Source organism: Bacillus cereus group sp. Bce041 (genome assembly GCF_052646455.1).
The window spans coordinates 274,352-300,289 of sequence record NZ_JBQXON010000001.1 but is presented as its reverse complement, the minus strand read 5'-3'; the positions used below and the strand labels follow the sequence as shown (position 1 = coordinate 300,289).

The following is a 25,938-nucleotide window of genomic DNA, read 5'->3' as shown; positions in this document are numbered from 1 at the left end:
CAAAAAGTATCGTATATATCATTTCAATCTTTTATGAGGACTTCCTTTGAAAAAGAATGTCGGAAGGCTATTAGTTTTCTACAGCATTAGTGAAAAAATGAAAATTTTTGGCGGAATGGCAAGGAATAACTAAAATAATGTCTGAAAACATATACAGGAGAAGTTTGTTATAATAACGGAGGAAAAGAAACTGGTAGAAACATGGAGGTATACATGAAGCAATTAAAAGGTATTATCATTTCAATTATCGCAATTCTGTCTATTTTAGTAGCAGTTTATGAAGTACTTGTGCCAGAGGAAACAAGTGTAAAGAAAACGAATACGTATGATCAAGTGTTAGAATTTCCAAAAGAACGTTATCCAGAGACAGGAAAACATATTACGGATGCTATAAAAGAAGGGCATTCAGAAGTTTGTACAATCGATCGTGGTGGTGCTGCAGATAGAAGGAAATTGTCGTTAGCACCATATCCATCAAAAAAAGGGTATGATCGTGATGAATGGCCAATGGCGATGTGCAAGGAAGGCGGAAAAGGAGCACATATTGAATATATAAGTCCGGCGGATAACCGCGGAGCAGGTTCTTGGGTAGGGAATAAGTTAGATAAATACCCAGATGGTACGCGAGTAAAATTTGAAGTGAAGTAGTAGTTGTATATTTCATAATGAAGGAGAAGGGGAACTATGGAGTTAACGATTTCTTATTCGCAATTAATGTTGATGAACTATGACGGTGAGCAGCCTTATGTAGATTGGACTGATGAAGATTTTGAAAGAGGTTATGCTAAGGCAGATGGAACTGTTATTTTTGAAGCACTTTCTGATTATACTTGTGAAGTGAAAGTGACCCCAGGGAAACATATTGAAAAAGAAGAAGTAGTTAGAACGATTACGGTTCCTTTTACAGTTGAAAATGAAAGTATCGTTATAACGAGTATTCTTTCTAATAAATTTCAAATACCTATTCCAAATGGTGAGTATACAGTTGTATTACAAGCAATTCCTCTTGAAGAGCCAACGGATGATGAATTATATAAAATACAATATGAATTCTTTTTTGAAAGTAAAGAATAAAAAATGGGTTATCCTGAGAAAAGGATAACCCATTTTTGTTATGCGTTTGTTTTTAAAAGGGAACGAGCATCTTTCGCTGCTTGCACCATATGTTCTAAAGCTGGAATAACTTCTTCTGTTCTTCTCGTTTTTAAACCACAATCAGGATTAATCCAGAAATATTTAGGATCACATACTTCTAAAGATTGTTCTACGATTTTATACATTTCATCTTTACTCGGTACACGTGGGCTATGAATATCATATACACCTAGGCCGATGCCTTTTTCATATGTTGTATGTTTTAATGTATCAATAAATTCTCCGTGACTTCTTGATGTTTCGATAGAAATTACATCTGCATCTAATGCGCGAATCGCGTCAACAATATCTTCGAAGTTACTGTAACACATATGAGTATGAATTTGTGTTTCATTTGCTACAGAAGAAGTTGCTAAAAGGAAGGATTGTACTGCCCATGTAATATAAGCATCCCAATCTTTTTCTTTTAGTGGCATTCCTTCACGAAGTGCGGGCTCATCGACTTGGATTACTCTAATTCCGGAAGATTCAAGTAGTTCAATTTCGTGACGAAGAGCTAGTGCAATTTGATACGAAACTTCTTTTCTTGGAATATCATTTCGAACGAAGGACCAATTTAAAATTGTAACAGGTCCGGTTAACATTCCTTTTACAACTTTCTCTGTTAAGCTTTGCGCATAAACTGTTTCCTTAATAGTCATGCCGTTAATAAAGGCTACATCACCATAAATAACAGGTGGTTTTACGCAGCGGGAACCGTATGATTGTACCCAACCGTTTTTAGTGAATGAGAAACCAGCAAGGCGCTCACCAAAATATTCGACCATGTCAGTTCTTTCAAATTCACCATGTACAAGGACATCAAGCCCAATTTCTTCTTGGTAACGAATCCATTTTTCTGTCTCTTTTTCAATAAATTGTTCATATTGTTCATTTGAAATAACACCGTTACGCCATTCTTTTCGCGTTTGACGAACTTCAGTTGTTTGCGGGAAGCTACCAATAGTCGTTGTTGGTAATAGCGGTAACTCTAGAGCAACTTGTTGTAATTCGTATCGTTTTTCAAATGGAAGAGGACGTGAAAAATCTTCTTCTTTTAGTGCTGTTCGTGCTGCTTTGACATCTTCTCGGTTACGTGCAGCAGATGAACGAATTGTATGATGTACGTTTCGATATGTTTCCAGCTCATTACTAATGCTTTCTGTACCTTGAGTGAGAGCGGAATGAATAAGAACTAATTCTTCTAATTTTTGATTTGCAAATGCTAACGCATCAAACAGCTCAGTCGATAAGTGAGTTTCTTCTGTTTTATCGATTGGTGTATGCAATAAGCTACAAGAAGGCTGAACGATGATATCTTTCGTTTGGACTTGTTTTTGTAACGTTGTAAATAAATCAAGAACTTCATCAAGGTCAGCTCTCCAAATGTTACGGCCATCTATACAACCGACAGCTAAAGTTTTATCAGCTGGGAATCCATATTTTGAAATAGCATTTAGATTACCTTCTTTACCATGAATGAAATCTAATCCAATACCGGATACCGGGAATGTAATAATTTCTTCATAGTTTTCTTCTACGCTATCAAAATATGTTTGTAAAAGAAGAGTCGCATTTGGAACTTCTTTACGAATAGCTTCATAAATTTCTTTTGCTTGTTGAACTTCTTTTTTAGTTAAAGAAGCGAAAATCGGTTCATCAACTTGAATGGCTGGTGCACCAGCTGCATGTAGTTCTGAAAGCAGTTGTACGTAAGGTGCAACTAACTGTTTTAAAATGGTAGGAAATTGTTCTTGTGTATAACCTTTAGCTAATTTTAAGAAAGTATATGGTCCTAAAATAACAGGCTTTCCATCTACTCCTAATTCTTGTTTTGCCTCTTCGTATAAGCGAAGTGGACGATTATCTTTTAAAGAGATTTGTAATCCCTCTTCATATTCAGGAACGATATAGTGATAGTTTGTGTTAAACCATTTTGTCATTTCGGAAGCTACGTGATCTTTAGAGCCACGCGCCATTGCGAAATATACATCAAGGTAAGATGTAAACTCAGAAAAACGTGATGGAATAAATCCTAGCATATAGGCAGTATCCAAAACGTGATCATAATATGTAAAGTCGCCAATTGGAATGAGTTCAATCCCTTTTTCTTGCTGTACTTTTACGTGTTGAAGGCGAATTTCTTTCATTGTTGTTAAAAATTGTTCTTCATCGATTTTATTGGACCAAAAAGCTTCCAATGTTTTTTTCCACTCTCGTTGTAGTCCGATACGTGGATAACCTAAGTTACTTGTTTGAATTGCCATTTTAAATTCCTCCCTAATTGAAAGTAAGCATTTCCGTTTACTAGGAAATACCTATAACAAAAAGTACAAAGACATAGAAAATAAGCCTTCCTTTTTGTTTTAACACCTCATCATCATCCGTGAATCTATCAGTGTTGTTAAAACAGGCAGGTCTCCTGACTTATGCTTCATATAATTTCTTTCACCTTCCCGTTTTCACAGTGGCACCAAAAAGAAATCTCAGCATTTACAGTGGCGGGACCGTGTTGGAGTTTCACCAAGCTTCCCTTTTAAACACGAAACGAAACTTTCGTGTACCTATTTTCCTTTTGAAAGGAATTTAACAAGCGATATGATATTGAAACAAATTTTAACATAATTTTTGGAATTTTGTCTACTGTTTTAAAATAAGAAAATTCTAAAGTTTTTATTTCTTAGTATTCTGACTTTTCATATTCTGGAGTAACTAATAATATTACAGTATGAAAAGAGAAATTGAGCTATGAAAGAAGTAGGGATGTCTTCTTTCATAGCTCAATCTTCATCTATAGCAACTTCTGAAAGTTGGCCTGCTATAGCATCTTTAAGGAGGGTGTTTAGCCATTGTAATTCAACTGTAATATGCTCAATTACACTTTGCAAAATATATAGTTGTGCACGTGGAACCTTTCCTTTATTACAATCATATATCGTTTGCATAGTATGTAAATATTGAAGAGTATCGTTTTTCTTTTTTTCTAAAATAGGAACTAATTCGTGATCATTGCTAAAGTGAGCGAAAGATAAGGCTGAATAAATAGGTTTATATATTTGGTTTTTGGCTTCGAATTGTTTTAATAGTAAAGTGTGGAATAGTTTTTTGCCTTCTTCTGTTATATGAAAAATCGTTTTGTCAGGTCGATTTGTGTCTCTAATTACATTTGTAATATGAATTGCCCCTTGCTTTTCTAATTGCTCGAAGGCGTAATAAAGTGATCCTTTAGCATATTTAATGTAACAATCCATTTGTCGTTCTTTCATAATATGCTGCACTTCATATGGATGTTTATCTCCTTCGAGTAGTAAGCCGAGAATGACTAATTTCATGCTCATGCTGTCTCAACTCCTGTATATAAAAACTTTATACATATTATAAACGGCATATCCTTTTTCATAAAGGGATATGCCGCTTCTTTTTTATATTAACTAACTTGCTTTTGTTTTTCTTTCTTTTTAGGGCCTGTAAAGAGGCGTTCATTTCCCATAAGTAAAATACAAATAATACTTAGTACAGCCGGGATGAGTGCCCAGAAGAATGTGTTCGCAATAGATGTAGCGAGAGCTTCCTTAATACCCGCTAATATTTCAGCAGGAATTTTTGCGGTAGCGCCTGGTGATAATAAGAAACTTGTGTCTCCGCCTTTTGGAGCTAATTTTGCTAGTTCAGGGGGGAATACAGAGTTTAGTTTATCTGTAAAAATATGATTTTGAATTGTACCAAAAATCGTTACACCAAGAGTCATACCGAGTGATCGGAAGAATGAGTTTGTTGATGTCGCCGAACCACGGTCCCGCATTTCCAACTTGTGAATAGAAGACATACTTAATACTGAGAATGAGAAACCAACACCAAGCCCAGCGAGAATCATAAATAGTGTTACGAGTAAACGAGGTGTGTCCATTGTTAAAGTACTTAATAAATAAATACCAAGAACGAAGAAGACACCAGATACCATCATAATGTTACGATAGCTTGTTCGAGAAGCTAATTGTCCTCCCGTTTGACTTCCAATTACAGAACCAACCATCATTGGTGTTAAAATTAATCCAGCATTAGAGGCGGAACCTCCAAGGACGCCTTGAATGAAGATTGGAATATAAACTGTACAGATAATGAAAGCGGCACCATAGAAAAAGGCAACTCCTTGACTAGCTGCGAATAAAGGTTTTTTAAATAGATGGAATGAAATAATAGGCTCGGTTGCTTTTCGTTCTACAAAGAAGAAAATAATAAGCGTAATAACTACTGTTGTAAATAAGCCAATAATTACAGTAGAATTCCAGGCATATTCCTTACCACCAAGTTCTAATACGAACATTAAGCAAACGATACTTATGACAAGTGTAATAGCACCAGCCCAATCAATTTTTTGTTTTCTAAATTCTAGAGACTCACTGTAGTATTTAGTAATGAAGAAAAAGGAGATAAGTCCTAATGGAATATTGATATAGAAGACCCAATGCCAACTTATATAGTCTGTAATATAAGCACCTAATAAAGGACCGAATACACTAGATGTCCCGAAAACAGCACCGAATAGTCCTGTCATCTTCCCGCGTTTTTCTGGTGGGAAGATATCGTACATAATTGTGAAGGCGATAGGCATAAGGGCACCACCACCGATCCCTTGAATAGCTCTATAAATACTTAATTGCTCAATGCTTGAAGCTGTTCCGCAGAGCGCAGAACCGAATAAGAAAAGAATGAGGCCACCAATATAAAAACGTTTCCGCCCGTACATATCAGAAAGTTTCCCGAAGATAGGCATCCCTGCCATTGTTGCTACCATATAAGCTGATGTGACCCAAACAAACTTATCAAATCCTCCCAGGTCTCCAACGATTGTTGCCATTGCGGTTGCAACGATTGTATTATCCATTGCGGCCATTAATATACCAAGCAGTAAACCAGCAACAACAAATTTTGTCTTGTTGGCTTCTTTTTTTAATGGTTGAGTTTCCAAATATAACCCTCCTTTAGAAATAAGTAAACTATATTAAATTTTGAGTGCAGTGGATAAAAAATTTAAATGTATAGTTGATGTTAATTTCTTTTCCATAAGTGCACTTATATGCCATAAAGAATATTATAGTCAAATTTGACTATAAGGCAAATTTTTTCTTCCGTCAAAATATTCTTTCGTATGAGTAGAGAACGAGTGAGCCATACGAATATTGCTATGAAGGGAATGAAGTAAATTGTAAAAAAATTTCATAAAGAACACCTTCTGTTAATAGATGAAAAATGGTTTTTTCTTCATATTGTCGAATAGGATAAAAGGAAGAGAAATATTAAACATTGCTTGTAGCAAGCTTTAGGAATTTGGGGAATTCATTGTGTGTATGTTACATCTGAAATGAGGTGAATATATATTATGAAAATATGGGGACGAATTTCGGATACAGGAAAGTATTCAATACCGCTACAACCAGTATTGTGGATTGACGGATCGAAAAAGGAAAACGAATTTCCTCAAGTAGCCGTTACATTACAAATTGGTAGTATGTATACAGAACAATTTTCGTATGAATTGACCTACGATGTAAACGACATACTTATTATGAGAATTGAAGTGGAAAATAAAGGGGTAGAAATGATTTCGAGAGTTGTTGTAAGTCATATGATTCGAGATTACTTTGCTTATATTCCTAATTCTTTAAAAGTTGATAAGGGGATAAGTGAGTTTTTATTCCAGCTTGTTAGATGGCGAATTGATGATTTGTTACCGAATGAGAAGGTGGAACTACGTTGTAAAATAAAAGCTAATAAAGATAAAGCTCTTAAACAAACATTCTTTCAGGCTACATATACATTTCAAGATAAAGAGATATCATATGGCCCACTGCAAACAAATGAAGTTGTTGTGCGTCAATGATAAAAAGGAACCTGTACAAAAGGTTCCTTTTTTAGTGAAGGTTGTGTTTTTTGAGTATTTTCTTTTGCTCCATTCCTTTTTTTCCTACATAGTTATTTTTGTAGCCAAAGTATAGAATAAATAAAAATGAAACAACATTAACAATAGCGTCGATTTGATCGTTTGTAATAAAGTGTATCCCGAAAGAGGTAAATAATAATTTTAATGATAATAGAAAACCAGCTAGCAAACGCATAGCATCTGATAGATTCTCTTTTTGTAGCATATAGATTACTCCTTTCTATAAAAGTTATATATTATATATATGAAATAGAGTAGAAAAGGTATACAAGCTTAAGCAGAAATGTACATTGCATATGTACATTTTTTATTTTGTAGAAAAACATTATTGATATAGAAACATATATTGGTATAAAAGGGGGAAAAGTATGAAACATAAAGGAAAAATTAGTGGATTATTGCTTGGCAATACTGTGGCAGTTACAGAATGGATTGCACTTCAGGATGTAATTGCAAAACTGGATTCACGATCATTTTATACCGTCTTTATTATTTATATATTGCAAATGATACTAAGTTATTATTTTGGACATTGGTACGATAAAAGAACAAACGAGCGTATGGGTATGGAAGTAGGAGGAATGGCAAGCAATGATTTTGTTGTTGATTTTTTTGGGAAAGTAGCTGCTTTATCTGAAAGAGATTCTCGTAATATTACAGTGTACATTCTTTCTGTAAAAGAATGGGAAGGGTTAAAAGACACGTTGCAAGAAAAAAAGTTGGGAGTGTTAGTACAAAAATTAGAGAGTACCATTGTAAAGACAATTCGGAAGGGCGATGTTGTTACAAAGTGGGATGAAAATAAGTACGTTATTGTAGCAATTGATAATGGTCATGAAACATCAACAATAACAAAACGATTAATGAAAAATATTGAAAGTGAAATAGAAGGTGATTTACTCAGTGTCACTCTTTTATTTGGAGCAGCTAGCTATCCAGTAGAAGGAAAAACGTTTGAAGAACTGTTGAGAAAGTCGCAAAATCAATTGTACCAGTATAGAAATTTGCAAGAAAATGAGTGAAGCTTTGATTTGAAGATATATGATAGGAAGATGTTTTATTTGTAACATTTTTTTGACTTTTATTACAAAAAACGCCACGTTTGTAATAAAAGTCTTTAAAAATATATGAAATAAGCATATAATTATGATGGTAGTGCCAATGCAATTTGCACAGTGTGTTTTATTTTAAAAGTGTAGAGGAAAGCAAGCTCTACACTTTTCCTTTTTAGGAAATGAAAAGAATATTTGTAAGTTGTTGCGAGATATCGATTGTACTGTGTAAAATGAACAAAGAGATTAATTGATAGAAAGCTGGAAAGGGAATGATAGACGTGAGAGCGGAGCGATCACCTTTTATCAGGTGAACTATTATAGTCTTATTAAGACTGAGGTGAAATTCCGTGGATATTAAAGTAATACATAGTGTGAACAGGCCTTAAAAAACACGAAGTAGTATACTTAAAGATGGATATGGAATTGCTAAATAATTCAAAAAGAATAATGTAATATCAAGTAATAATTTGTACAAACAATATTAATGATCTTCGTAAAAAAGATGCGAGTGTATAGAACAATTACATATTTTATAACTTTTTTATATTACACGATGGTCGTTTATAAGTAGGAGGAAGAGATGTTGAAATATAGTAAATTAGCAATTGTAACTACATTATCAATGATTTTATTAGCCGGTTGTTTCGGTCCGAAACCAGAAGAAGAATTATATGTAGCGTTTGAAAACGCTGCTAAACAAGAAAAAACAATGTTTGAAGATGCAAAAAAACTTGAGACTTTAGAGAAAGAAGGACAAGAATTATATAACCAGATTGTTCAAGAAGGAAAAGATAATAATCAAACTGTTAAAGAAAAACTGAATCAAGCAGTGAAAAATACAACTGAACGAGAAAAAGTGCTTACAAAAGAAAAAGAAGTTTTAAATAAAGCGCAAGAAGAAGTGAAGTCAGCTGATAAGTATGTGAAGAAAATTGAAGATAAGAAATTGAAAGATCAAGCTGATAAAGTGAAAAGCACGTATGAGAAACGCCACGATTCATTTAATAAAATGTATGACAGCTATAACAAATCTTTAAAACAAGAAAAAGAGTTATATACAATGTTACAAGATAAAGGTACTAAATTAAAAGATATTAGTGAAAAAGTAAAAGTAGTAAATCAATCTTATAAGGATATTGAGTCAGAAAAAGATAAATTTAATGAATTTACAAAGTCTTATAATACAGAAAAAGTAGCTTTTTATAAACAAGCAAATATTAAAATTAAAGAAGAGAAAAAATAAAACAGTTTGGCCTACACTTGGCCAAACTGTTTTATTTTTTTGTATAAGTACGACTATACCATGGAACAGGCTCACTTAATTTTTTTTCTTGTTTTAATGCTTCAGGACCAATATAATCTTGAAGTGTTTTTTTTGCTACTGTTAAAGATAAGGTTGTTTTCGGATTTCGATAGGAGGATTCAAGATGACCAAGATGCGGTAGAATTCGAAAATCTTCTTTCGTAGGAGGGATGTGGAAAAAATAATCGCCTAAACGTATAAGGACATCAGATTGTTGTTGGCTAAAACGTGGGTTTCTAGAAAAATGCAATCCTTCTTTAATTGCTTTTTTTTCAGCAATCAAACGTTCTAAAGCTGTCTTTTTTAACCAGTATAAATATTTAGGATTAGTAGCTGCTTTAGCATGACGATTCACAACGAAAATAGATTGAGCTAGTCGATTAATAGAATGTTGGTTTTGTAATTGAGATTGTGGTTGTGAAGGTTTCATATTGAATCTCCTTTCAATTTTTCATTATTATACCATAAATAAAATAGGTATTTATTATACGCAAAAAGTGATTGTATATATTTTCAATATTAAAGCAATATTGTTACAAAAAACAACTATTTTGTATAATAGTAATAGAATATGTTTTTGAAATTTGATAATGAAAGAGTGAGAAGTTTGAAAGAAATATTAAAACAACAGTATGCCATTATAGATATTGGATCTAATACAATGCGTTTAGTTATTTATGAAAAGCAAAATGGAGGTTTTTATAAAGAGATTGAAAATACGAAAGTTGTTGCTAGGTTAAGGAATTACTTAATTGATGGTGTATTGAATGAAGAGGGAATAGAAGTATTATTACAGACATTATTTCAATTTCAAGAAAGTACAAGATTCCATCAGTTGCATCATGTACTTTGTGTTGCAACAGCAACAATTAGACAGTCGGAGAATCAAGAGGAAATTAAAAAGCTTGTTGAAGGACAAACGGACTTTACTCTTAGAGTATTATCAGAGTATGAGGAAGCGCGTTACGGATACCTGGCGGTTATGAATTCTACATCGTTTTCAGAAGGAATAACGGTAGATATTGGTGGGGGAAGTACGGAAGTTACATACTTTAGAAATAGAGAGATTTTAGAGTACCATAGTTTTCCTTTTGGGGCACTTTCTTTAAAGCAACAATTTATTAAAGGTGATATTCCTACTAAAGATGAGTTAGAGGGAATGCAACAGTATTTAGAGTTTCAATTTCGAACGTTACCATGGTTAATCAATAAGAAATTGCCTCTTATTGCAATTGGTGGTAGTGCTAGGAACTTAGTAAAAATCCATCAAAATTTAATATGTTATCCTATAGCAGGATTACATTTATACAAGATGAAAGAAGAAGATGTTGAAAGTGTAAAAGAGGAATTGGAAAAATTGTCGTTCATAGAACTTCAGAAATTGGAAGGATTAGCAAAAGATCGAGCAGATACGATTATTCCAGCGGTTGAAGTATTTCATACACTTGTTCATGTTATAGAGGCACCGGCATTTGTATTAAGTAGAAAAGGGTTAAGAGAAGGTGTTTTCTATGAAGAGTTGACAAAAGATTTGGGGATTTCATATTATCCGAACGTAGTTGAAGAAAGTTTGCATTTACTATCACATGAATACGAAATGGACATGGAATTTGTTATTCAACTTATTAAACATGGAAGACTAATTTGCAAACAACTTGAGGAAATAGGGCTTATTTCTATGTCAGTAAAAGACTGGGAAGTGTTCCATCAAGCTGCGAAAGTATTTAATATAGGCAAATATATAGACGAAGAAGCGAGCCGTTTACATACGTTTTATTTATTAGCGAATAAGACAATTGATGGCATGATGCATAAAGATCGAGTAAGGCTAGCGCTTATTGCATCGTATAAATCAAAAATGTTATTTAAACAACATTTATCTCCATTTGAAGGTTGGTTTGATAAAAGCGAACAAAAAAAAATCCGCCTGTTAGGAGCTGTTTTACAATTTTCAGCTACTTTAAATGTAAGGCAACGATCGCTTATTGATACCATATCTATAACAGAAAGCGAAGAGGGATTAACGTTTAAAGTTTTATGTGAACAATCGGCATTAGCAGAAAAAGTACAAGCTGAAAAACAAAAAAAACAGTTAGAAAGAGTATTAAAAACGAATATTAATTTATTATTTGAACTAAAACATTAGGGTTGTACGGATGTCTTTACGAAAAATTTACACTTTGTAATATTGTAATTTGATAAAATGAAATTAACTAAATTATAGTAAAAAAGTTTCAAGGGGAAGTGTGAAGAGAATGGAATTATTGAAGGGGAATGCAGTAAATTTAAATGATACAGCTTATTACAATAATCGAGAGTTAAGTTGGTTAGCATTTAATGAACGTGTCTTACAAGAAGCGCAAGATGCAAATAATCCACTTTTGGAAAGATTGAAATTTATTAGTATTTTTAGTTCGAATTTAGATGAATTTTTTATGGTACGTGTAGCGGGATTAAAGGATCAAGTGAGTGCTGGATTTAATCAACCAGAAAATAAAGCTGGCTTAACACCGAAAAAGCAATTAAATAAAATTGCGATAAAAGCCCATGCACTAATGACAGTACAATATGATACATTTAAAAATTATGTATTACCAGCGCTTGAGTTAGAGGGAATTGAACGTTTAACATTCAATGATTTGACGAAAGAGCAGCGAGAATTTATAGAAGAGTATTTTGACGAGCAAATTTTTCCGGTGTTAACTCCTGTAGCTATTGATGCATATCGCCCATTTCCAATGTTATTAAACAAAAGTTTGAATTTGGCTACTCTTTTATATGATGAGAAGCAAGCGGAAGAAGAAAACAGGACGAAGTTAGGGATTGTACAAGTTCCTTCATTACTTGAGCGCTTCATAATTTTACCGAGTGAAGGGCAAAAGCATAAATTTATTTTATTAGAAGACGTAATTAGTAGCTTTACTCATAAATTATTTACGGGATATACAGTATCATCTGTTACTCGTTTCCGTATTACACGCAATGCAGATTTAACGATTCATGAAGAAGGTGCGAGAGATTTATTAAAGGTAATTGAAAAAGAATTAAAAAAGCGTAAGTGGGGGGCTGCTGTACGTTTAGAAGTTGGGAAAGAACACATTGATGAAAGAGTATTAGCGTTATTATATGAGGTTCTGGAAGTAAAAGATGAAGATGTATATATAATGGATGGCCCATTAGATTTAACATGTTTGTTTTCTTTATATAAAAAACTAGCTCCTTTATATGAACATCTTGTATATCCAGCTCTTATTCCGCAACCGCCTCAAGATTTAGGTGATGAAGAAGATGTATTTGAAAAAGCAATTGAGCATGATATTTTATTACATCATCCTTTTGAATCATTTCAGCCGGTAGTTGATTTTGTCCGTGATGCGGCAGACGATCCGAATGTACTTGCGATTAAACAAACGTTATATCGTGTAAGTGGTGATTCACCGATTATTCAGGCGTTAAAGATAGCGGCTGAAAAGGGAAAACAAGTGACGGTATTAGTTGAATTAAAGGCAAGGTTTGATGAAGAAAACAATGTTCACTGGGCTAAAGAATTGGAACAGGCAGGCTGTCATGTTATTTACGGTGTCAGTCACTTGAAAACACATAGTAAAATTACGCTAGTTGCAAGGAGAAAAAACGGAAAAATCGAAAGGTTCGTACATCTCGGAACTGGGAACTATAATGATGCAACAGCGAAGTTATATACTGATTTTGGATATATTACATCAAGAAAAGATTTTGGGGTCGATGCAACCAATTTCTTTAATTATTTAAGTGGTTATACAACAAAGCCACATTTTCATCATTTATCGGTTGCTCCATTTGATATAAGAGAGCAATTTATGGATTTAATAGATGAAGAAATCCGTTATCATAGGCAATATGGAAATGGATATATTATCGCTAAGATGAATTCATTAACAGATAAACCGTTAATAAAAAAAATGTACGAAGCATCACAAGCTGGAGTAAAGGTAGAGCTCATTGTTCGAGGAACATGTTGCCTACGACCTGGTATTCCAAATGTAAGTGAAAATATTCGTGTAGTTAGTGTTGTTGGAAGATATTTAGAACATAGCCGTATTTATTATTTCCATCATAATGGGGAGGAGAAAATATATTTATCTTCAGCTGATTTGATGACGCGAAATATGGAGAAGCGAGTGGAAATATCTTTCCCGATATTAGATATTGAAATGAAGGCACGAATTAAGGCGATTTTACAGCTTACATTAGCTGATAATGTGAAAACACGTGAACAAAATAAAGATGGTGATTACTATTATGTTATTAATGGTAGTACAGAAGAAATTGATAGCCAAGTGAAGTTGTTTAAGATGGCGTATCAAAATACAGACGCTGAATAATGAAAAAAAGTAAAAACCTCTTATGTCCATAAGAGGTTTTTACTTTTTTCTACTCATATGCTCCAAAAATAGAAGGATGAGTAGAAACAATAGTTTTATTATAAGCGTGTAATGAGATGGCTCGTTGAGAGAATAATATTTGAAAGAATCGTTACTTTAACCTAGTAATAGTAGGGTTGCTGACACGGTCCACCGTAACAAGGATAAGGTGCTGGCGGCGGGAAAGGTGGTGGATAAGGTGGATAAAATGGTCGAGGGCCGAAAGCTAATGCTCCGCCGAGCAATCCACCAGCAATTCCAGCTAGAAAGGGAACGCCAAAAAACGGGAAGAAGCGTGAGTCGCCTACTGGACCAATAGGTGCTGAACGGACTGGAATTGGTTGATAATATGGATACATGAACATACCTCCTTTATTGGACTCACTTTTATCATATGGTAAACGAAACATGGATGAGCGCGTACAAGAAAGGATATGTAAGAAAATAGGCGAATTATTACGAATGTTGGAGTGTGAAAATTGTGATTTCAGGTTTTGACATGAAACGAAATGGGACACGTGTTCTTCCAAGACCTCGATTGACATAGAGAGTTAAATCTTGCATCGTATAGAAGCCTTCAATATAGTCTTTGGCGAGTGATGGTGTAATAATAGCCCCTAAAAAAGGAATTTGTACTTGTCCGCCATGGCTATGACCAGAAAGTTGCAAGTTGATTGGATATTTGGAAATTTGCGGCGCGATATCTGGCTCGTGAACAAGAACGATGTTATAAGTATTTTGCCGTGCATGTTGTAATGTTTTCTCTATTTTTGGTTTGCCTAGTAGTATATCATCGAGACCGAAAATAGAAATTTCACTATTATCCATTAGACGAATTCTTTTTTCACTATTTAGCAATAGTTCAAATCCTGATTCACGCATGATGTGCTCATAGTATTCAGTTCCATATCCACCGTGATCATGGTTACCATAAATAGCGAATTTACCGAAGGGGGCTTGTATATTTTTTAAAATGGATGCGACAAAAGGAGTGTCAGTATACGTTTGATAATTATCAATGAGATCTCCGGTAAAAAGGACAATATCTGGATTTACAGCATTAATTTTAGAAACAACTTGAGATAAATGTTGAAGCGAGAAATAGTATCCGAGATGTAAATCGCTGAATTGAAGAATTTTCATACCATGAAAACTTTTTGGGATGAGTTGTGATTTTAATGTGTGCTGTGTAAAAGAAATGAAATGGGGTTCTATATATTTAGCATAGTAGTATCCGATGCCACTGGTTATAAATGAATAGAGACAAGTACGCATACCAATTTTTAAAAAATTTCTTCTTGTAATGTGCGTCATAAAAATATGAGTATTCCTCAATGTTTTTATTCCATTTACAGGCTACTCAAATCTCCTTTCAGTTTATTTAAAAATATACTTTACATAATAAAAAATTAGTATAGATTACGAAAAAAATGAATAAAAAGAAAGTTCTTTACATTAAAATATCAGAAAAGTTTAAAAATATAAAGATTTCTATTAAATAAAGTGATAAAATGAATGTGTATTCATTTTTTGGAGGGGATGTATGTGAAAGAAAAGGTAGTTATTATAACAGGTGGATCGAGTGGAATGGGAAAAGGAATGGCGACTCGCTTTGCAAAAGAAGGGGCACGAGTTGTTATTACAGGACGTACAAAAGAAAAACTAGAGGAAACAAAGTTGGAAATTGAACAATTTCCAGGGCAAGTATTACCTGTACAAATGGATGTAAGAAATACGGATGACATTCAGAAAATGATTGAACAGATTGATGAGAAGTTTGGTCGAATTGATGTTTTAATAAATAATGCAGCTGGAAACTTTATTTGTCCAGCAGAAGATTTATCCGTGAATGGCTGGAATTCGGTCATTAATATTGTATTAAACGGTACATTTTACTGTAGCCATGCTGTCGGAAAATATTGGATTGAAAAAGGTATAAAAGGGAATATCATTAACATGGTAGCAACATATGCATGGGATGCAGGTCCAGGAGTTATTCATTCGGCTGCAGCGAAGGCAGGAGTATTAGCGATGACGAAGACGCTCGCTGTTGAGTGGGGACGTAAATATGGAATACGAGTTAACGCTATCGCTCCAGGACCAATTGAACGTACGGGCGGTGCTGATAAATTATGGATTTCAGAAGAAATGGCTAAGCGTACGATACAAAGTGTTCCGCTTGGAAGGCTGGGTACGCCAGAAGAAATCGCTGGTTTAGCTTATTATTTATGCTCAGATGAAGCTGCGTACATAAATGGAACTTGCATGACAATGGATGGAGGACAACATTTACATCAATATCCATTTTAAAAGGGATAAAAAAATGAATGTTTGATTCATTTTTTTACGGTTAAATGTGACGGAATTGTGACATATGAAAGAAAAGTGTTTACAAGAGGTCATATATACGTTATATTTAAGACCTCTTTTTTCTTCATAGTAGAATTGCTAATTCCCCTTAGCATTTTACCCCTCTAATCCCTTCAGGAAAACTGAAGGGATTTTTTATTATTTTTCCGTAAATATCATGTTATAATTTTTGAAAAGTAAAGGGAGGGAAGCACGTTGATAGATGCATTAGATGTAATGAGTAACTTGGATAAAGTCCTTCCTTATTATCAAGCTATTTTTAGTGCTGATGAGCATACTGTAATTGGATATGAAGTAGTAGGACGTATTCAAACAGAAGAGGGCATACAAAGTTTAGCTTCTTTCTTTCACGATGATTCGATTCCAAGTGAATTTCAACTGGAAGCGGATAATATTATAGTAGAAAAAGCTTTAAATCGTTATTTAGAAAGCGATCAAAAATTATTATTATTTATACATCGGAATGCTAATGTATTAATGAATGATGATGATGAAAGCTTGCTTCAACTTTTATTGAGGTATGAAGAACAAGGTTTAAATTTAAAACAAATTGTTTTAGAGATTACAGAGCATGAATGTAAAGAAGATATAGAGCAATTTAATCATTTGCTTATGTATTATCGTACATATGGTATTCAAATTTCGATTAATAAAGTCGGAACGGGTACAAGTAATTTAGAGCGTATTAGCGTGTTAGCACCTGATATTTTAAAAGTAGATTTAACAAACTTAAGGCAAACAGCACTTTTACAATCTTATCAAGATATTTTATATTCTTTATCATTACTTGCTAGAAGAATTGGTGCAACTTTATTATATGAAGAAATAGATGCTTTTTATCAACTGCAATATGCTTGGAAGAACGGCGGAAGATATTATCAAGGTAATTATTTAAAAGAATGTTTACCTGATTTTATTGAAACGAATGTTTTGAAAGAGCGACTAGGTAATGAATGTCATCAGTTTATTCAGCATGAAAAGAAGAAGTTACAAAAAATTTATAATTTAACAGAGATGTTACGCGATCGCATTGGCGATGTTTTATCAAAACAAAAAAAGAATGAAGATATAAATGATTGGTTATTACAATTTAGTCAAAGTGTATCACAGTGTAGTTTTCGTATATTTATTTGTAATGAAGATGGTTTCCAACAATCAGGAAATGTTATGAAAAAAGATGGAGAATGGATTGTGATGCCGGATTATTATATGAAGAACTGGAGCTGGCGCCCGTATTTTCTCGAGAATATAATGAAAATGCGTTTTGAGAATAAGGCGAGGCTTTCAGATTTATATGCAGATATTGAAACGGGAGAAATGGTACGAACATTTTCTTTCCCGATTGATGATGACAACTTTTTATTTATAGATTTATCTTATGAATATTTATATGAAGAAGATGTTTTATTTTAATGCACGAAGAGATTCGTGCATTTTTTGTTTGTTTTTATCATAAATTGGTAATAGTGAAAATGGTGATGAAAATGCTGTCTATCGTTGTAAAGATTTTACGAACGAAATCTGTCCTTTCTTTGCATAATCATTGTTACAATGAATACTACAAAGACAAGTTCTTTTAAAAGGAAGGTGAAAAAATGAGGAAATATGGAATATGGCTTGTTCTATTTGTATGTGTTGCCTTTCTAGTTGGTTATAGTGTTACGACTGTTTTAGGAAAAGAGGAAGTGGAAGTCGATCGGAAAGAAGTATTTACAACGATACAAAAAGGCTATGAAACCCAGTTTTCAATTCGTGGGAAGCATTTGCCGATGAATAAGATGATAGAGACGTTATCACCGTATTTTACAGATAATTTCCTTCAAGTATTTACAGATGAAAATAGCAGAAGTGATAAACAAAGTGGTGAATATTTACTTCCGGCAAAAGAAGCGCCGTTTTCTTTTAATTCAGAAACGAAAATGTCGTATGATGAAGAACATAAAAATTTATATGTATATGAGCGGACAAAAAGTGGACAATATCAAATTGTAACATTGAAAAGGGATCAAGATAAATGGAAGTTAGCAGGATATCATGAAAGTCAGGAACTTTTAACTGAAATAAAAAGGTTGCAACAATTATAAAGTGAAACTTTTAATCAGTGGGTGGGAGTTTTACTACCTACAAATAGCGGGATAAGAATAGGAATAGGTATTTACCTATTCCTATTCTATATTGAGTAGTTGTTGTAACTTTTCAATTTGAAAACCTGCAACTACTTCGCCATCAATTACGACTGTTGGAGTTGAATAAGAATCATAGTCGTATAAAAGACGATTGCGAGCAGCAGCGTCTTTTTTTACGTCAAATTCTTCATATGCAACGTTATTATGCTTCAAAAATTCTTTTACAATAACACATGGCGGACAATCGGGTTGTGTATAAACCTCAATTTTTTTCATTGTAATTCCTCCTTTTTTTCTGTTTTTTATTATATTCTTCCAGTATAAAAACCGCAATAATGAAGGAGAAATATGTTCTTTCTGTTTTTTCCTTCGCATTTCGACAAATTTTTAGTTGAGTTTCTGGCCAATAACCTTTATCCTAGAGTGTGGAACATTTTTTCTGTTATGACGGATAGAATGAGTATAGCTGTAAAACCTATTGGTAGGAAGATCAGAGAAAGGAGAGATTTCATGTCTCTACTCCAAGGAATTTTAACTCGACTTGTTAGTCTACAAGAACAAGCTGAAAGCGGTGAAGTAGCACAACGCTATTTTGAAGTGAACGGTGAGCGCAAATGTAGCGTGAAATTTTTCGATAAAAGTGAAATGTATGAGTTAGAAGTGTATCAACAAGGTGAAAAACCTCAAGTATATCAATTCGATAATATCGACATGGTTGCAATTGAGATTTACGATATCATTTCTTGATACATATAAAAAAGGTACTGCCACATGGCAGTACCTTTTTTAGTTCTATTACTTTCTAGCATAATGTATAGAAGTTTTTTATTTTTCCTACAATGGTATTAAAATGAAAATTTAATCCGTGCAAGTTTGCTTATCCATGTGGATAATTAGTCCCGTCAACCGGGTGAATATGTGAAGCTAAACTTCTCACTATCGCTGGGTTTTGCAAATAGCGGGAGAAATATAACTAGGAGGTTATCGTATGGAACGTTTACCAGTTGTGATTTGTCCTAATTGTCAAAGTTCTGCTGAGATTATTCATGTATTAACGGCTCAATCTAATCAAAATGTAATTTATACGTGCCAAGTTTGTCACTTTGTAATTCGAAATATTGAAACGAATAAAGGATAGGAAGTTATAATTTTAGTTTTTGTCCCATACAATGAGAATACGAAAAGTCTGTCTAATTGAAAGGACGTGACTCTGTGGACGGTGCACATAAATTTTACAATGTTTCAGAGAGACATTTAAATTTTGATATGGTCTTTAACCGTATTTGTAGTTTCATTGAAAAGGATCCGCGAAATTTGTATCGATTATCCATTGGGACAGACTCGCAAGCGCATCAAAAGGATACGAGGTTTATTACAGCAATCCATATTCATCGTGTTGGAAAAGGTGCCTGGGGTTGTTTACACCATAGATCAGTAAAAGATAAGCCAGCGACCTTACGTGAGAAAATATATTTAGAAACGCAGTTTAGTCAAGAAATCGCATGTCTATTTACGCCTACTCATATACAAACAATATGGGAGTTATTGCATCCTTATGCTCAAGATGGGGCTGGATTCATAATGGAAATTCATTTAGACATTGGGAATGATGGCTTAACAAAAGAATTTATTTTAGATATGACAGAAAAAATTCGAGCGATGGGATTAACTGCAAAAATTAAGCCGGATGCTTATGCGGCGTTTAGCTATGCAAATCGATATACGAAATGATTTTTTTATATGTGTACGATTGTTACATATCTTTTAATAAAAACTGAATATTACATCTATTAAATAGGTTGAATTTTTTATATAATAAGAGTAACGATGCGAGTGTAAGGAGAGGGGTATATGCAAAGGGAAGTTGTTTTAACGAAGGAAGAAGAAAGTTTACTACTAGATATTTTATTTCAGCAAAATTACGCAAGTGAAATTTTAGCTGTGGAACTTACAGATATTGAGAATGGTTTGAAACAGACCGATGTGATGCAATATAAAAAAATCACAAGGTTATTTTACAGATTAAAAAATAAAGGGTATTAAGCGCTACCGGAATGGTAGTCTTTTTTTTGTGCGGTATGCTAAAATAGCTGTGTGATTGTATTTTTATTGAAATAAATTTAGGACAAAATAATAATATGAAAACGCTGTCATAAAATGTGAATAGAGTTGTGAACATAAGCAGGAAAAAGGGAAAATGGGGGATGTAATATGATTAGTATTCCGAAAGACGAATTTCAACAAATTCTTGTGAAGGATTTAATGATTTCATCGGAAAAAGTAGCTCATGTCCAAATTGGAAATAGTTTAGAACATGCTTTACTCGTTCTTGTAAAATCTGGATATTCAGCGATACCTGTCTTAGATCCAATGTATAAACTACATGGTTTGATTAGTACTGCCATGATATTAGATGGTATGTTAGGATTAGAACGTATTGAGTTTGAAAGGCTCGATGATATGAAAGTAGAGCAGGTGATGAAAGAAGATATACCTGTTCTTAAATTAGACGATTCATTTGCAAAAGCTTTAGAAATGACAATTGATCATCCTTTTATTTGCGCTGTTAATGAAGAAGGCTATTTTGAGGGGATTTTAACACGTCGAGCTATTTTAAAATTGTTGAATAAGAAAGTAAGGCAACATAATCGATAAAGTGAAAAAAGTGACTTCATAGAAACGAAGAAGTCACTTTTTTTTCGTGCATATCACTTGTGTATGTATTATATTTAAAAAGACATAAAACATAAGGAAAGTTTGCGCTGGACAATTGTATTTTCTGAATGAAAGCATTCGGGTAAATTAAGGATGAAAAGCTTATTGAAATAAGGTGTATGGAAGCTAAGGAAAGAGGGAGAAAGTTGCAAATTGATGATTTTCAAATGATGGTTGTGTTAGCTCAGGAATCAAATATGAGAAAAGCGGCGGAACGTTTATTTGTTTCCCAACCTGCGCTGAGTCAACGATTACAATCTATGGAGAAACAATGGGGAATGAAGTTTTTTATTCGCTCACAAAAAGGATTGACAATTACACCTGAAGGGGAAAAAGTTGCAAATTATGCCAAAGAAATGTTGCAAAGGGAAGAAGATATAAAAAGTGAGCTGGCTGTTTTCAGAACGGAAACTCATGGAACGTTAAAAATAGCTGTTGCATCAGTTATTGGTCAATATTGGCTCCCTCCTGTTTTGAAAAAGTTTGTGCATAAATATCCTTCTGTAAAGATATCGCTGTTTACTGGATGGAGTAGTGAAGTGCAAAAGCAGTTTTATGAAGGAGACGTGCATGTTGCTATACTGAGGGGAACACAAGAATATAAAGGTCAGAAGCAACAATTATTTGAAGATGAACTGTATTTAGTTGATAAAGAAATAAAAGATATTTCGATGTTAAAAGAAACAAATAGGCCGTTCATTCAATTTAAAAGTGACTCGACTTATTATGGACAAATACAAAATTGGTGGTATGGTTTATTTTCTAATCCGCCTAAGCGAACGATTGTAGTTGACCAAATTGAAACATGTAAACAACTTGTTTTAAATGGTATAGGTTATGCCCTTTTACCTTCTACTGTTTTAAAGGAAGTACAGGAAAATATGTATAAAACACCTGTTCAACTGACGAGAGAAACATGGTTGTTAACAAGTGACTCGGCAAGGCAGTTGAAGCAAGTACAAGCATTTTTAGAAATTATAGAAGAAATTCAAAGGGAAAAATAAGATTATTATCTTGCTACTCGCTCTTTCGTTTGGTAGAGTAACATTATAAATGGATTTAGGAGGCAACAAGAATGAAAATGATGGACGCTAACGAAATTATTTCGTTTATTCAAAAAAGTGAAAAGAAAACTCCTGTAAAGGTATACATAAAAGGGGATTTAAAAGAAGTAACATTCCCTGAAACAGTACAAGCATTTGTGAATAAAAAATCAGGTGTATTATTCGGAGAATGGTCTGAAATTAAGACAATTCTTGATGAGAATAATAAGCACATCGTTGACTACGTTGTAGAAAACGATCGTCGTAATTCTGCAATCCCAATGCTTGATTTAAAAGGTATTAAAGCTCGCATCGAGCCAGGTGCTATTATTCGTGACCATGTTGAAATTGGTGACAACGCTGTAATTATGATGAATGCAACAATTAACATTGGTGCTGTAATTGGTGAAGGTTCTATGATCGACATGAACGCAGTACTTGGTGGACGTGCAACAGTCGGTAAAAACTGTCACGTAGGTGCAGGTGCTGTACTTGCAGGTGTTATTGAGCCACCTTCTGCAAAACCAGTTATCGTTGAAGATGATGTAGTAATCGGTGCAAATGTAGTTGTTTTAGAGGGTGTTACAGTAGGTAAAGGTGCAGTTGTAGCAGCGGGAGCTGTTGTAACAGAAGATGTGCCTCCATACACAGTTGTTGCAGGTACTCCAGCACGTGTAATTAAAGAAATTGATGAGAAGACAAAAGCAAAAACAGAAATTAAACAAGAGCTTCGTCAATTAAACCCAGAGAAATAAAAAGTAAAAAAAGCGTAAAAGCGTAAGAGCGTAAATGGGCTCTTACGCTTTTTATAGATAGAGGTGCAAAAATGACAGTAAGCAAATTTGTCCAAATTCGTAGAGATCTACATAGAATTCCAGAAATCGGATTTAAGGAATGGAAAACACAACAGTATATTTTAGATTATATAGGAACACTTTCTCATGAATTTGTGGAAGTGAAGACATGGAAAACGGGTGTAATCGTTAAAGTAAATGGAAAAAATCCCGAAAAAATAATAGGTTATCGTGCAGATATAGACGGTTTACCAATTACAGAGGAAACTGGATACGAGTTTGCTTCTATTCATGAAGGAATGATGCATGCATGTGGCCATGATGTACATACAACAATCGGTTTAGGCCTTCTAACGAAAGCTGTGAGCGAAAGAATAGATGATGACCTTGTATTTCTATTCCAGCCAGCAGAAGAAGGACCAGGCGGTGCTCTTCCTATGTTAGAAAGTGAAGAGTTAAAAGAATGGAAACCGAATATAATTCTTGGTCTTCATATTGCACCAGAATACGCTGTGGGGACAATTGCAACGAAAGAAGGACTGTTATTTGCCAATACTTCAGAATTATATATTGATTTAAAAGGGAAAGGTGGCCATGCTGCCTATCCGCATACTGCAAATGACATGATTGTTGCAGCGAGTCATCTTGTTACACAGCTTCAATCCGTTATTAGTCGCAATGTAAATCCTCTTGATAGTGCAGTAATTACAATCGGGAAAATTACTGGTGGTACGGTTCAAAATATTATTGCAGAAAAATCTCGTTTAGAAGGAACGATTCGAACATTATCAGTGGAATCAATGAAGCGTGTGAAAAGCAGAATTGAGTCAATTGTTGCAGGCATCGAAGCTTCTTTCCAGTGTGAGGCGATTATAGATTACGGAGCAATGTATCATCAAGTATATAACCATGAAGAGTTAACGAGAGAGTTTATGGAATTTGTACATAAACAAACTGATATGAATGTTATTACATGTACTGAGGCAATGACGGGTGAAGATTTTGGTTATATGCTTCGAGAAATCCCTGGATTTATGTTTTGGCTTGGAGTAAATTCAGAATATGGTTTACATCATGCAAAATTAAAACCAGACGAAGAAGTGATTGAAAAGGCAATTACATTTTTAAGCCAATATGTAAAGTGGAAAGGGAATAGAAAATAAAACTTCCACTTTCTTGAAGGTTCCAAAAAACTTTTTGTTCTGAGGTGTAAGTAACGCTCGTATAGATTGATTTTAGACATTTACATACAAATGGAAGAATTAAAGTTAATTGTACTGTTTTAATAATGAGCAGGGGGTTTAGCCACTGCTCATTATTAATTATTTGACTAACTTATATATGTTTACTTTTAGTATGAAAAGTGTGTAAAATCAATGTGAAACATAGAAAAAAGGGTGGGGAATTACGTGCAAATTAGCAGTGCGATTTTATGTTTCGTCTTATATGCGTATGTTATTATTGCGGCGGTTTATTTTGGGATAAGTTTTTATGCCTATCGTCTAGTAGATAATAATGAATATGACGAAACATACAAATGGGTGAAGAGATATTTATCACCTGTACTAGAAATTATGAATGGGTTTGTGCTCTTTTTATTTATTGGATTAATTGCTTTCTCAACGAGTTTAGTAGGGAATAAAACTACGTTATTTGTATTGGGTATCATTATTTTTATGTTGTTAGGAATAAGGATTGGTAATACGGTCTTTTGGAATGAAAGAAAAGTAGATGGTTGGACGGGAATGTTAATTCCGTGCATGTTAGCTGCAATCGTGACAAATATAGAGCATGAATATTATCAATTACATTTTTGGCTTATTATCGTTTTAACAATTCTTTCTGTTTTGTATATAAGCACAGTAGTACTAACATATATTGCACATGAAAAAGGAGATGTTAAAGGCACTCGTTTCTTTAGAGGACGGGCATTATTTTGGAGTGTGCCGACGATGGTAGTTATCGCGCTTATTGCGATATTAGTAAATGGATATCAATTTTCTAATTGGCAACTATTTTTAGAAAATTGGTGGATCTTTATCTTTTCGTTTATTGCTTTTTTAGGTGCAACGCATTATTTATTCCATCAACATCATTACATATGGGCGTTGTTATTTGCATTCACACAGCTTCTATTTGCCTTTTTTGGTCAAGAAACATTATTATTCGTTTTTGAAACATTTAGTTCTTTTGGAAATATATTTGTATTTGCTATGCTACTTGTTGGTATCGCTTTTTACTTGCAACAATATTTTTATATACAAAAACAAAAATAAGAGCTAATTACAGTTTTTGTGACGCATATAAAGTGTGTTACACTGAAAATAAATAGTACTTGAAGTTATTGGAGGAATTCCCGTGGGTGAGAAAGAAAAAGAATTTGCTGTCATTGGACTTGGTCGCTTTGGTGGAAGTATTTGCCGAGAACTAGCTCAATTAGGAATGGAAGTAATGGCAATCGATTCAGATGAGGATAAAATTAATGAATTTGCAAATATAGCTTCGCATGCTGTAATTGCAGATTCAACAGATGAGATGGTATTAAAAAGCCTTGGTATTCGAAATTTTGATCACGTAGTCGTTGCTATTGGAGATAATTTAAATTCAAGTATTTTAACGACTTTGATTTTGAAAGAGTTGGGTGTAAAAAATATTACTGTAAAAGCTCAAAATGATTATCATGAAAAAGTATTAAGTAAAATAGGTGCAGATCATATTGTGCATCCAGAACGTGATATGGGAAAAAGGATTGCTAATAATATTGCATCAAGCAATGTGCTAGACTACCTTGAGCTTTCAGATGAGCATAGTATTGTAGAGATTATTGCGAATAAAAAAATTGATGGGCACTCTTTAATTGAATTAGATATTCGTGCGAAGTTTGGATTGAATATTGTAGCAATTAAACGAGGCAAAGAAGTTATCGTATCCCCTCGAGCTACGGAGAATATTCAAGCAGGAGATATATTAATTGTCATTGGTCATGACGATGAAGTGGATCGATTTAAACACTTTTTAAGATAAGAGAAAAGAAAAGGACAATGCCTTCATGGC

The 25,938-nt window shown here is 33.7% G+C and carries 28 protein-coding genes and 1 riboswitch; of the genes, 20 read left to right on the top strand and 8 right to left on the bottom strand.

Going from position 1 to position 25,938, the window contains the following annotated elements:
* Nucleotides 1-213: 213 nt before the first annotated feature.
* Nucleotides 214-648, top strand: coding sequence for a DNA-entry nuclease (gene nucA, locus ACUN13_RS01455; RefSeq protein ID WP_000811494.1), 435 nt, complete (start codon nucleotides 214-216; stop codon nucleotides 646-648).
* A gap of 36 nt (nucleotides 649-684) precedes the next feature.
* Complete coding sequence (comJ, locus tag ACUN13_RS01450) at nucleotides 685-1,074, top strand: competence protein ComJ (RefSeq protein WP_000424030.1); 390 nt, start codon at nucleotides 685-687, stop codon at nucleotides 1,072-1,074.
* A 38-nt stretch (nucleotides 1,075-1,112) separates the two neighbouring features.
* Here comJ and metE read toward each other — a convergent pair whose 3' ends face one another.
* From metE to ACUN13_RS01435, 3 genes are all read right to left on the bottom strand, one after another.
* Complete coding sequence (gene metE, locus ACUN13_RS01445; RefSeq protein WP_088343883.1) at nucleotides 1,113-3,401, bottom strand: 5-methyltetrahydropteroyltriglutamate--homocysteine S-methyltransferase; 2,289 nt, start codon at nucleotides 3,399-3,401, stop codon at nucleotides 1,113-1,115.
* Nucleotides 3,402-3,529: 128 nt separating this feature from the next.
* Nucleotides 3,530-3,717, bottom strand: a riboswitch (cobalamin riboswitch).
* Nucleotides 3,718-3,914: 197 nt separating this feature from the next.
* The gene (locus tag ACUN13_RS01440) at nucleotides 3,915-4,472 is read right to left on the bottom strand and encodes a PadR family transcriptional regulator (RefSeq protein WP_000062061.1); all 558 of its coding nucleotides are present in this window, start codon (nucleotides 4,470-4,472) and stop codon (nucleotides 3,915-3,917) included.
* A gap of 89 nt (nucleotides 4,473-4,561) precedes the next feature.
* Nucleotides 4,562-6,103 carry an MDR family MFS transporter gene (locus ACUN13_RS01435; RefSeq protein WP_025688000.1) on the bottom strand — a complete coding sequence of 514 codons (1,542 nt, stop codon included), beginning with the start codon at nucleotides 6,101-6,103 and terminating at the stop codon, nucleotides 4,562-4,564.
* A 411-nt stretch (nucleotides 6,104-6,514) separates the two neighbouring features.
* Between ACUN13_RS01435 and ACUN13_RS01430 the strand changes: the two genes are divergently transcribed.
* On the top strand, nucleotides 6,515-7,015 hold the full coding sequence (locus ACUN13_RS01430) for a hypothetical protein (protein WP_000708120.1): 501 nt from the start codon (nucleotides 6,515-6,517) through the stop codon (nucleotides 7,013-7,015).
* Nucleotides 7,016-7,046: 31 nt separating this feature from the next.
* On the opposite strand, the gene ACUN13_RS01425 is transcribed toward ACUN13_RS01430, so the two are convergent.
* Nucleotides 7,047-7,280, bottom strand: coding sequence for an SPP1 phage holin family protein (locus tag ACUN13_RS01425; RefSeq protein ID WP_000939448.1), 234 nt, complete (start codon nucleotides 7,278-7,280; stop codon nucleotides 7,047-7,049).
* 163 nt (nucleotides 7,281-7,443) lie between these two features.
* Here ACUN13_RS01425 and ACUN13_RS01420 point away from each other — a divergent pair, with 163 nt between their 5' ends.
* Nucleotides 7,444-8,097, top strand: a complete 654-nt coding sequence (locus ACUN13_RS01420; protein ID WP_000680820.1) for a diguanylate cyclase domain-containing protein — start codon at nucleotides 7,444-7,446, stop codon at nucleotides 8,095-8,097.
* Between the two features lie 613 nt (nucleotides 8,098-8,710).
* Nucleotides 8,711-9,373: a YkyA family protein gene (locus ACUN13_RS01415; RefSeq protein WP_000922498.1), complete on the top strand. Its 663-nt coding sequence runs from the start codon at nucleotides 8,711-8,713 to the stop codon at nucleotides 9,371-9,373.
* A gap of 31 nt (nucleotides 9,374-9,404) precedes the next feature.
* Here ACUN13_RS01415 and ACUN13_RS01410 read toward each other — a convergent pair whose 3' ends face one another.
* Complete coding sequence (locus tag ACUN13_RS01410) at nucleotides 9,405-9,863, bottom strand: YkyB family protein (RefSeq protein WP_000804864.1); 459 nt, start codon at nucleotides 9,861-9,863, stop codon at nucleotides 9,405-9,407.
* A gap of 141 nt (nucleotides 9,864-10,004) precedes the next feature.
* Between ACUN13_RS01410 and ACUN13_RS01405 the strand changes: the two genes are divergently transcribed.
* Together ACUN13_RS01405 and ACUN13_RS01400 are read left to right on the top strand one after the other, a co-directional pair.
* Nucleotides 10,005-11,579, top strand: coding sequence for a Ppx/GppA family phosphatase (locus ACUN13_RS01405; protein ID WP_002198132.1), 1,575 nt, complete (start codon nucleotides 10,005-10,007; stop codon nucleotides 11,577-11,579).
* Nucleotides 11,580-11,688: 109 nt separating this feature from the next.
* On the top strand, nucleotides 11,689-13,797 hold the full coding sequence (locus tag ACUN13_RS01400) for a polyphosphate kinase (protein WP_445423645.1): 2,109 nt from the start codon (nucleotides 11,689-11,691) through the stop codon (nucleotides 13,795-13,797).
* A gap of 161 nt (nucleotides 13,798-13,958) precedes the next feature.
* Here ACUN13_RS01400 and ACUN13_RS01395 read toward each other — a convergent pair whose 3' ends face one another.
* Together ACUN13_RS01395 and ACUN13_RS01390 are read right to left on the bottom strand one after the other, a co-directional pair.
* Nucleotides 13,959-14,195: a hypothetical protein gene (locus tag ACUN13_RS01395; protein WP_000283738.1), complete on the bottom strand. Its 237-nt coding sequence runs from the start codon at nucleotides 14,193-14,195 to the stop codon at nucleotides 13,959-13,961.
* Nucleotides 14,196-14,292: 97 nt separating this feature from the next.
* Nucleotides 14,293-15,150, bottom strand: a complete 858-nt coding sequence (locus ACUN13_RS01390) for a metallophosphoesterase (RefSeq protein ID WP_002024756.1) — start codon at nucleotides 15,148-15,150, stop codon at nucleotides 14,293-14,295.
* A 231-nt stretch (nucleotides 15,151-15,381) separates the two neighbouring features.
* Here ACUN13_RS01390 and fadH point away from each other — a divergent pair, with 231 nt between their 5' ends.
* The 3 genes from fadH (at nucleotide 15,382) to ACUN13_RS01375 (ending at nucleotide 18,290) form a co-directional block, all read left to right on the top strand.
* Nucleotides 15,382-16,146 (top strand): 2,4-dienoyl-CoA reductase, encoded by a 765-nt coding sequence (gene fadH, locus ACUN13_RS01385; protein WP_000660913.1) that lies wholly within the window; start codon nucleotides 15,382-15,384, stop codon nucleotides 16,144-16,146.
* Nucleotides 16,147-16,401: 255 nt separating this feature from the next.
* Complete coding sequence (locus tag ACUN13_RS01380; RefSeq protein WP_000564306.1) at nucleotides 16,402-17,619, top strand: EAL domain-containing protein; 1,218 nt, start codon at nucleotides 16,402-16,404, stop codon at nucleotides 17,617-17,619.
* 182 nt (nucleotides 17,620-17,801) lie between these two features.
* Nucleotides 17,802-18,290 (top strand): DUF3993 domain-containing protein, encoded by a 489-nt coding sequence (locus tag ACUN13_RS01375; RefSeq protein ID WP_001233804.1) that lies wholly within the window; start codon nucleotides 17,802-17,804, stop codon nucleotides 18,288-18,290.
* An 81-nt stretch (nucleotides 18,291-18,371) separates the two neighbouring features.
* Here the strand turns inward: ACUN13_RS01375 and ACUN13_RS01370 are convergent, their stop codons facing one another.
* Nucleotides 18,372-18,608: a glutaredoxin family protein gene (locus ACUN13_RS01370; protein ID WP_000717875.1), complete on the bottom strand. Its 237-nt coding sequence runs from the start codon at nucleotides 18,606-18,608 to the stop codon at nucleotides 18,372-18,374.
* Nucleotides 18,609-18,842: 234 nt separating this feature from the next.
* On the opposite strand from ACUN13_RS01370, the gene ACUN13_RS01365 reads away from it, so the two are divergent.
* The 10 genes from ACUN13_RS01365 (at nucleotide 18,843) to ACUN13_RS01320 (ending at nucleotide 25,908) form a co-directional block, all read left to right on the top strand.
* Nucleotides 18,843-19,079: a YkuJ family protein gene (locus ACUN13_RS01365; RefSeq protein ID WP_000055151.1), complete on the top strand. Its 237-nt coding sequence runs from the start codon at nucleotides 18,843-18,845 to the stop codon at nucleotides 19,077-19,079.
* Nucleotides 19,080-19,320: 241 nt separating this feature from the next.
* Nucleotides 19,321-19,470, top strand: coding sequence for a hypothetical protein (locus tag ACUN13_RS01360; RefSeq protein ID WP_000440540.1), 150 nt, complete (start codon nucleotides 19,321-19,323; stop codon nucleotides 19,468-19,470).
* A 74-nt stretch (nucleotides 19,471-19,544) separates the two neighbouring features.
* On the top strand, nucleotides 19,545-20,063 hold the full coding sequence (locus ACUN13_RS01355; protein ID WP_000348489.1) for a ribonuclease H-like YkuK family protein: 519 nt from the start codon (nucleotides 19,545-19,547) through the stop codon (nucleotides 20,061-20,063).
* Nucleotides 20,064-20,183: 120 nt separating this feature from the next.
* A complete protein-coding gene (abbA, locus tag ACUN13_RS01350; protein ID WP_001188692.1) occupies nucleotides 20,184-20,375 on the top strand; it encodes an antirepressor AbbA in 192 nt (63 codons plus the stop codon).
* A 168-nt stretch (nucleotides 20,376-20,543) separates the two neighbouring features.
* Nucleotides 20,544-20,987: a cyclic-di-AMP-binding protein CbpB gene (gene cbpB, locus ACUN13_RS01345; protein WP_000623579.1), complete on the top strand. Its 444-nt coding sequence runs from the start codon at nucleotides 20,544-20,546 to the stop codon at nucleotides 20,985-20,987.
* Between the two features lie 179 nt (nucleotides 20,988-21,166).
* Entirely contained in the window at nucleotides 21,167-22,051 is an 885-nt protein-coding gene (locus ACUN13_RS01340) for a LysR family transcriptional regulator (protein WP_001987174.1), read from the top strand.
* A 71-nt stretch (nucleotides 22,052-22,122) separates the two neighbouring features.
* The gene (dapD, locus tag ACUN13_RS01335; RefSeq protein WP_000783241.1) at nucleotides 22,123-22,845 is read left to right on the top strand and encodes a 2,3,4,5-tetrahydropyridine-2,6-dicarboxylate N-acetyltransferase; all 723 of its coding nucleotides are present in this window, start codon (nucleotides 22,123-22,125) and stop codon (nucleotides 22,843-22,845) included.
* A gap of 71 nt (nucleotides 22,846-22,916) precedes the next feature.
* Nucleotides 22,917-24,047 (top strand): N-acetyldiaminopimelate deacetylase, encoded by a 1,131-nt coding sequence (locus ACUN13_RS01330; protein ID WP_000218672.1) that lies wholly within the window; start codon nucleotides 22,917-22,919, stop codon nucleotides 24,045-24,047.
* A 246-nt stretch (nucleotides 24,048-24,293) separates the two neighbouring features.
* Complete coding sequence (locus ACUN13_RS01325) at nucleotides 24,294-25,160, top strand: cytochrome c oxidase assembly protein (protein ID WP_001167324.1); 867 nt, start codon at nucleotides 24,294-24,296, stop codon at nucleotides 25,158-25,160.
* A gap of 82 nt (nucleotides 25,161-25,242) precedes the next feature.
* Nucleotides 25,243-25,908, top strand: a complete 666-nt coding sequence (locus ACUN13_RS01320) for a potassium channel family protein (RefSeq protein WP_000504032.1) — start codon at nucleotides 25,243-25,245, stop codon at nucleotides 25,906-25,908.
* Nucleotides 25,909-25,938: the final 30 nt, after the last annotated feature.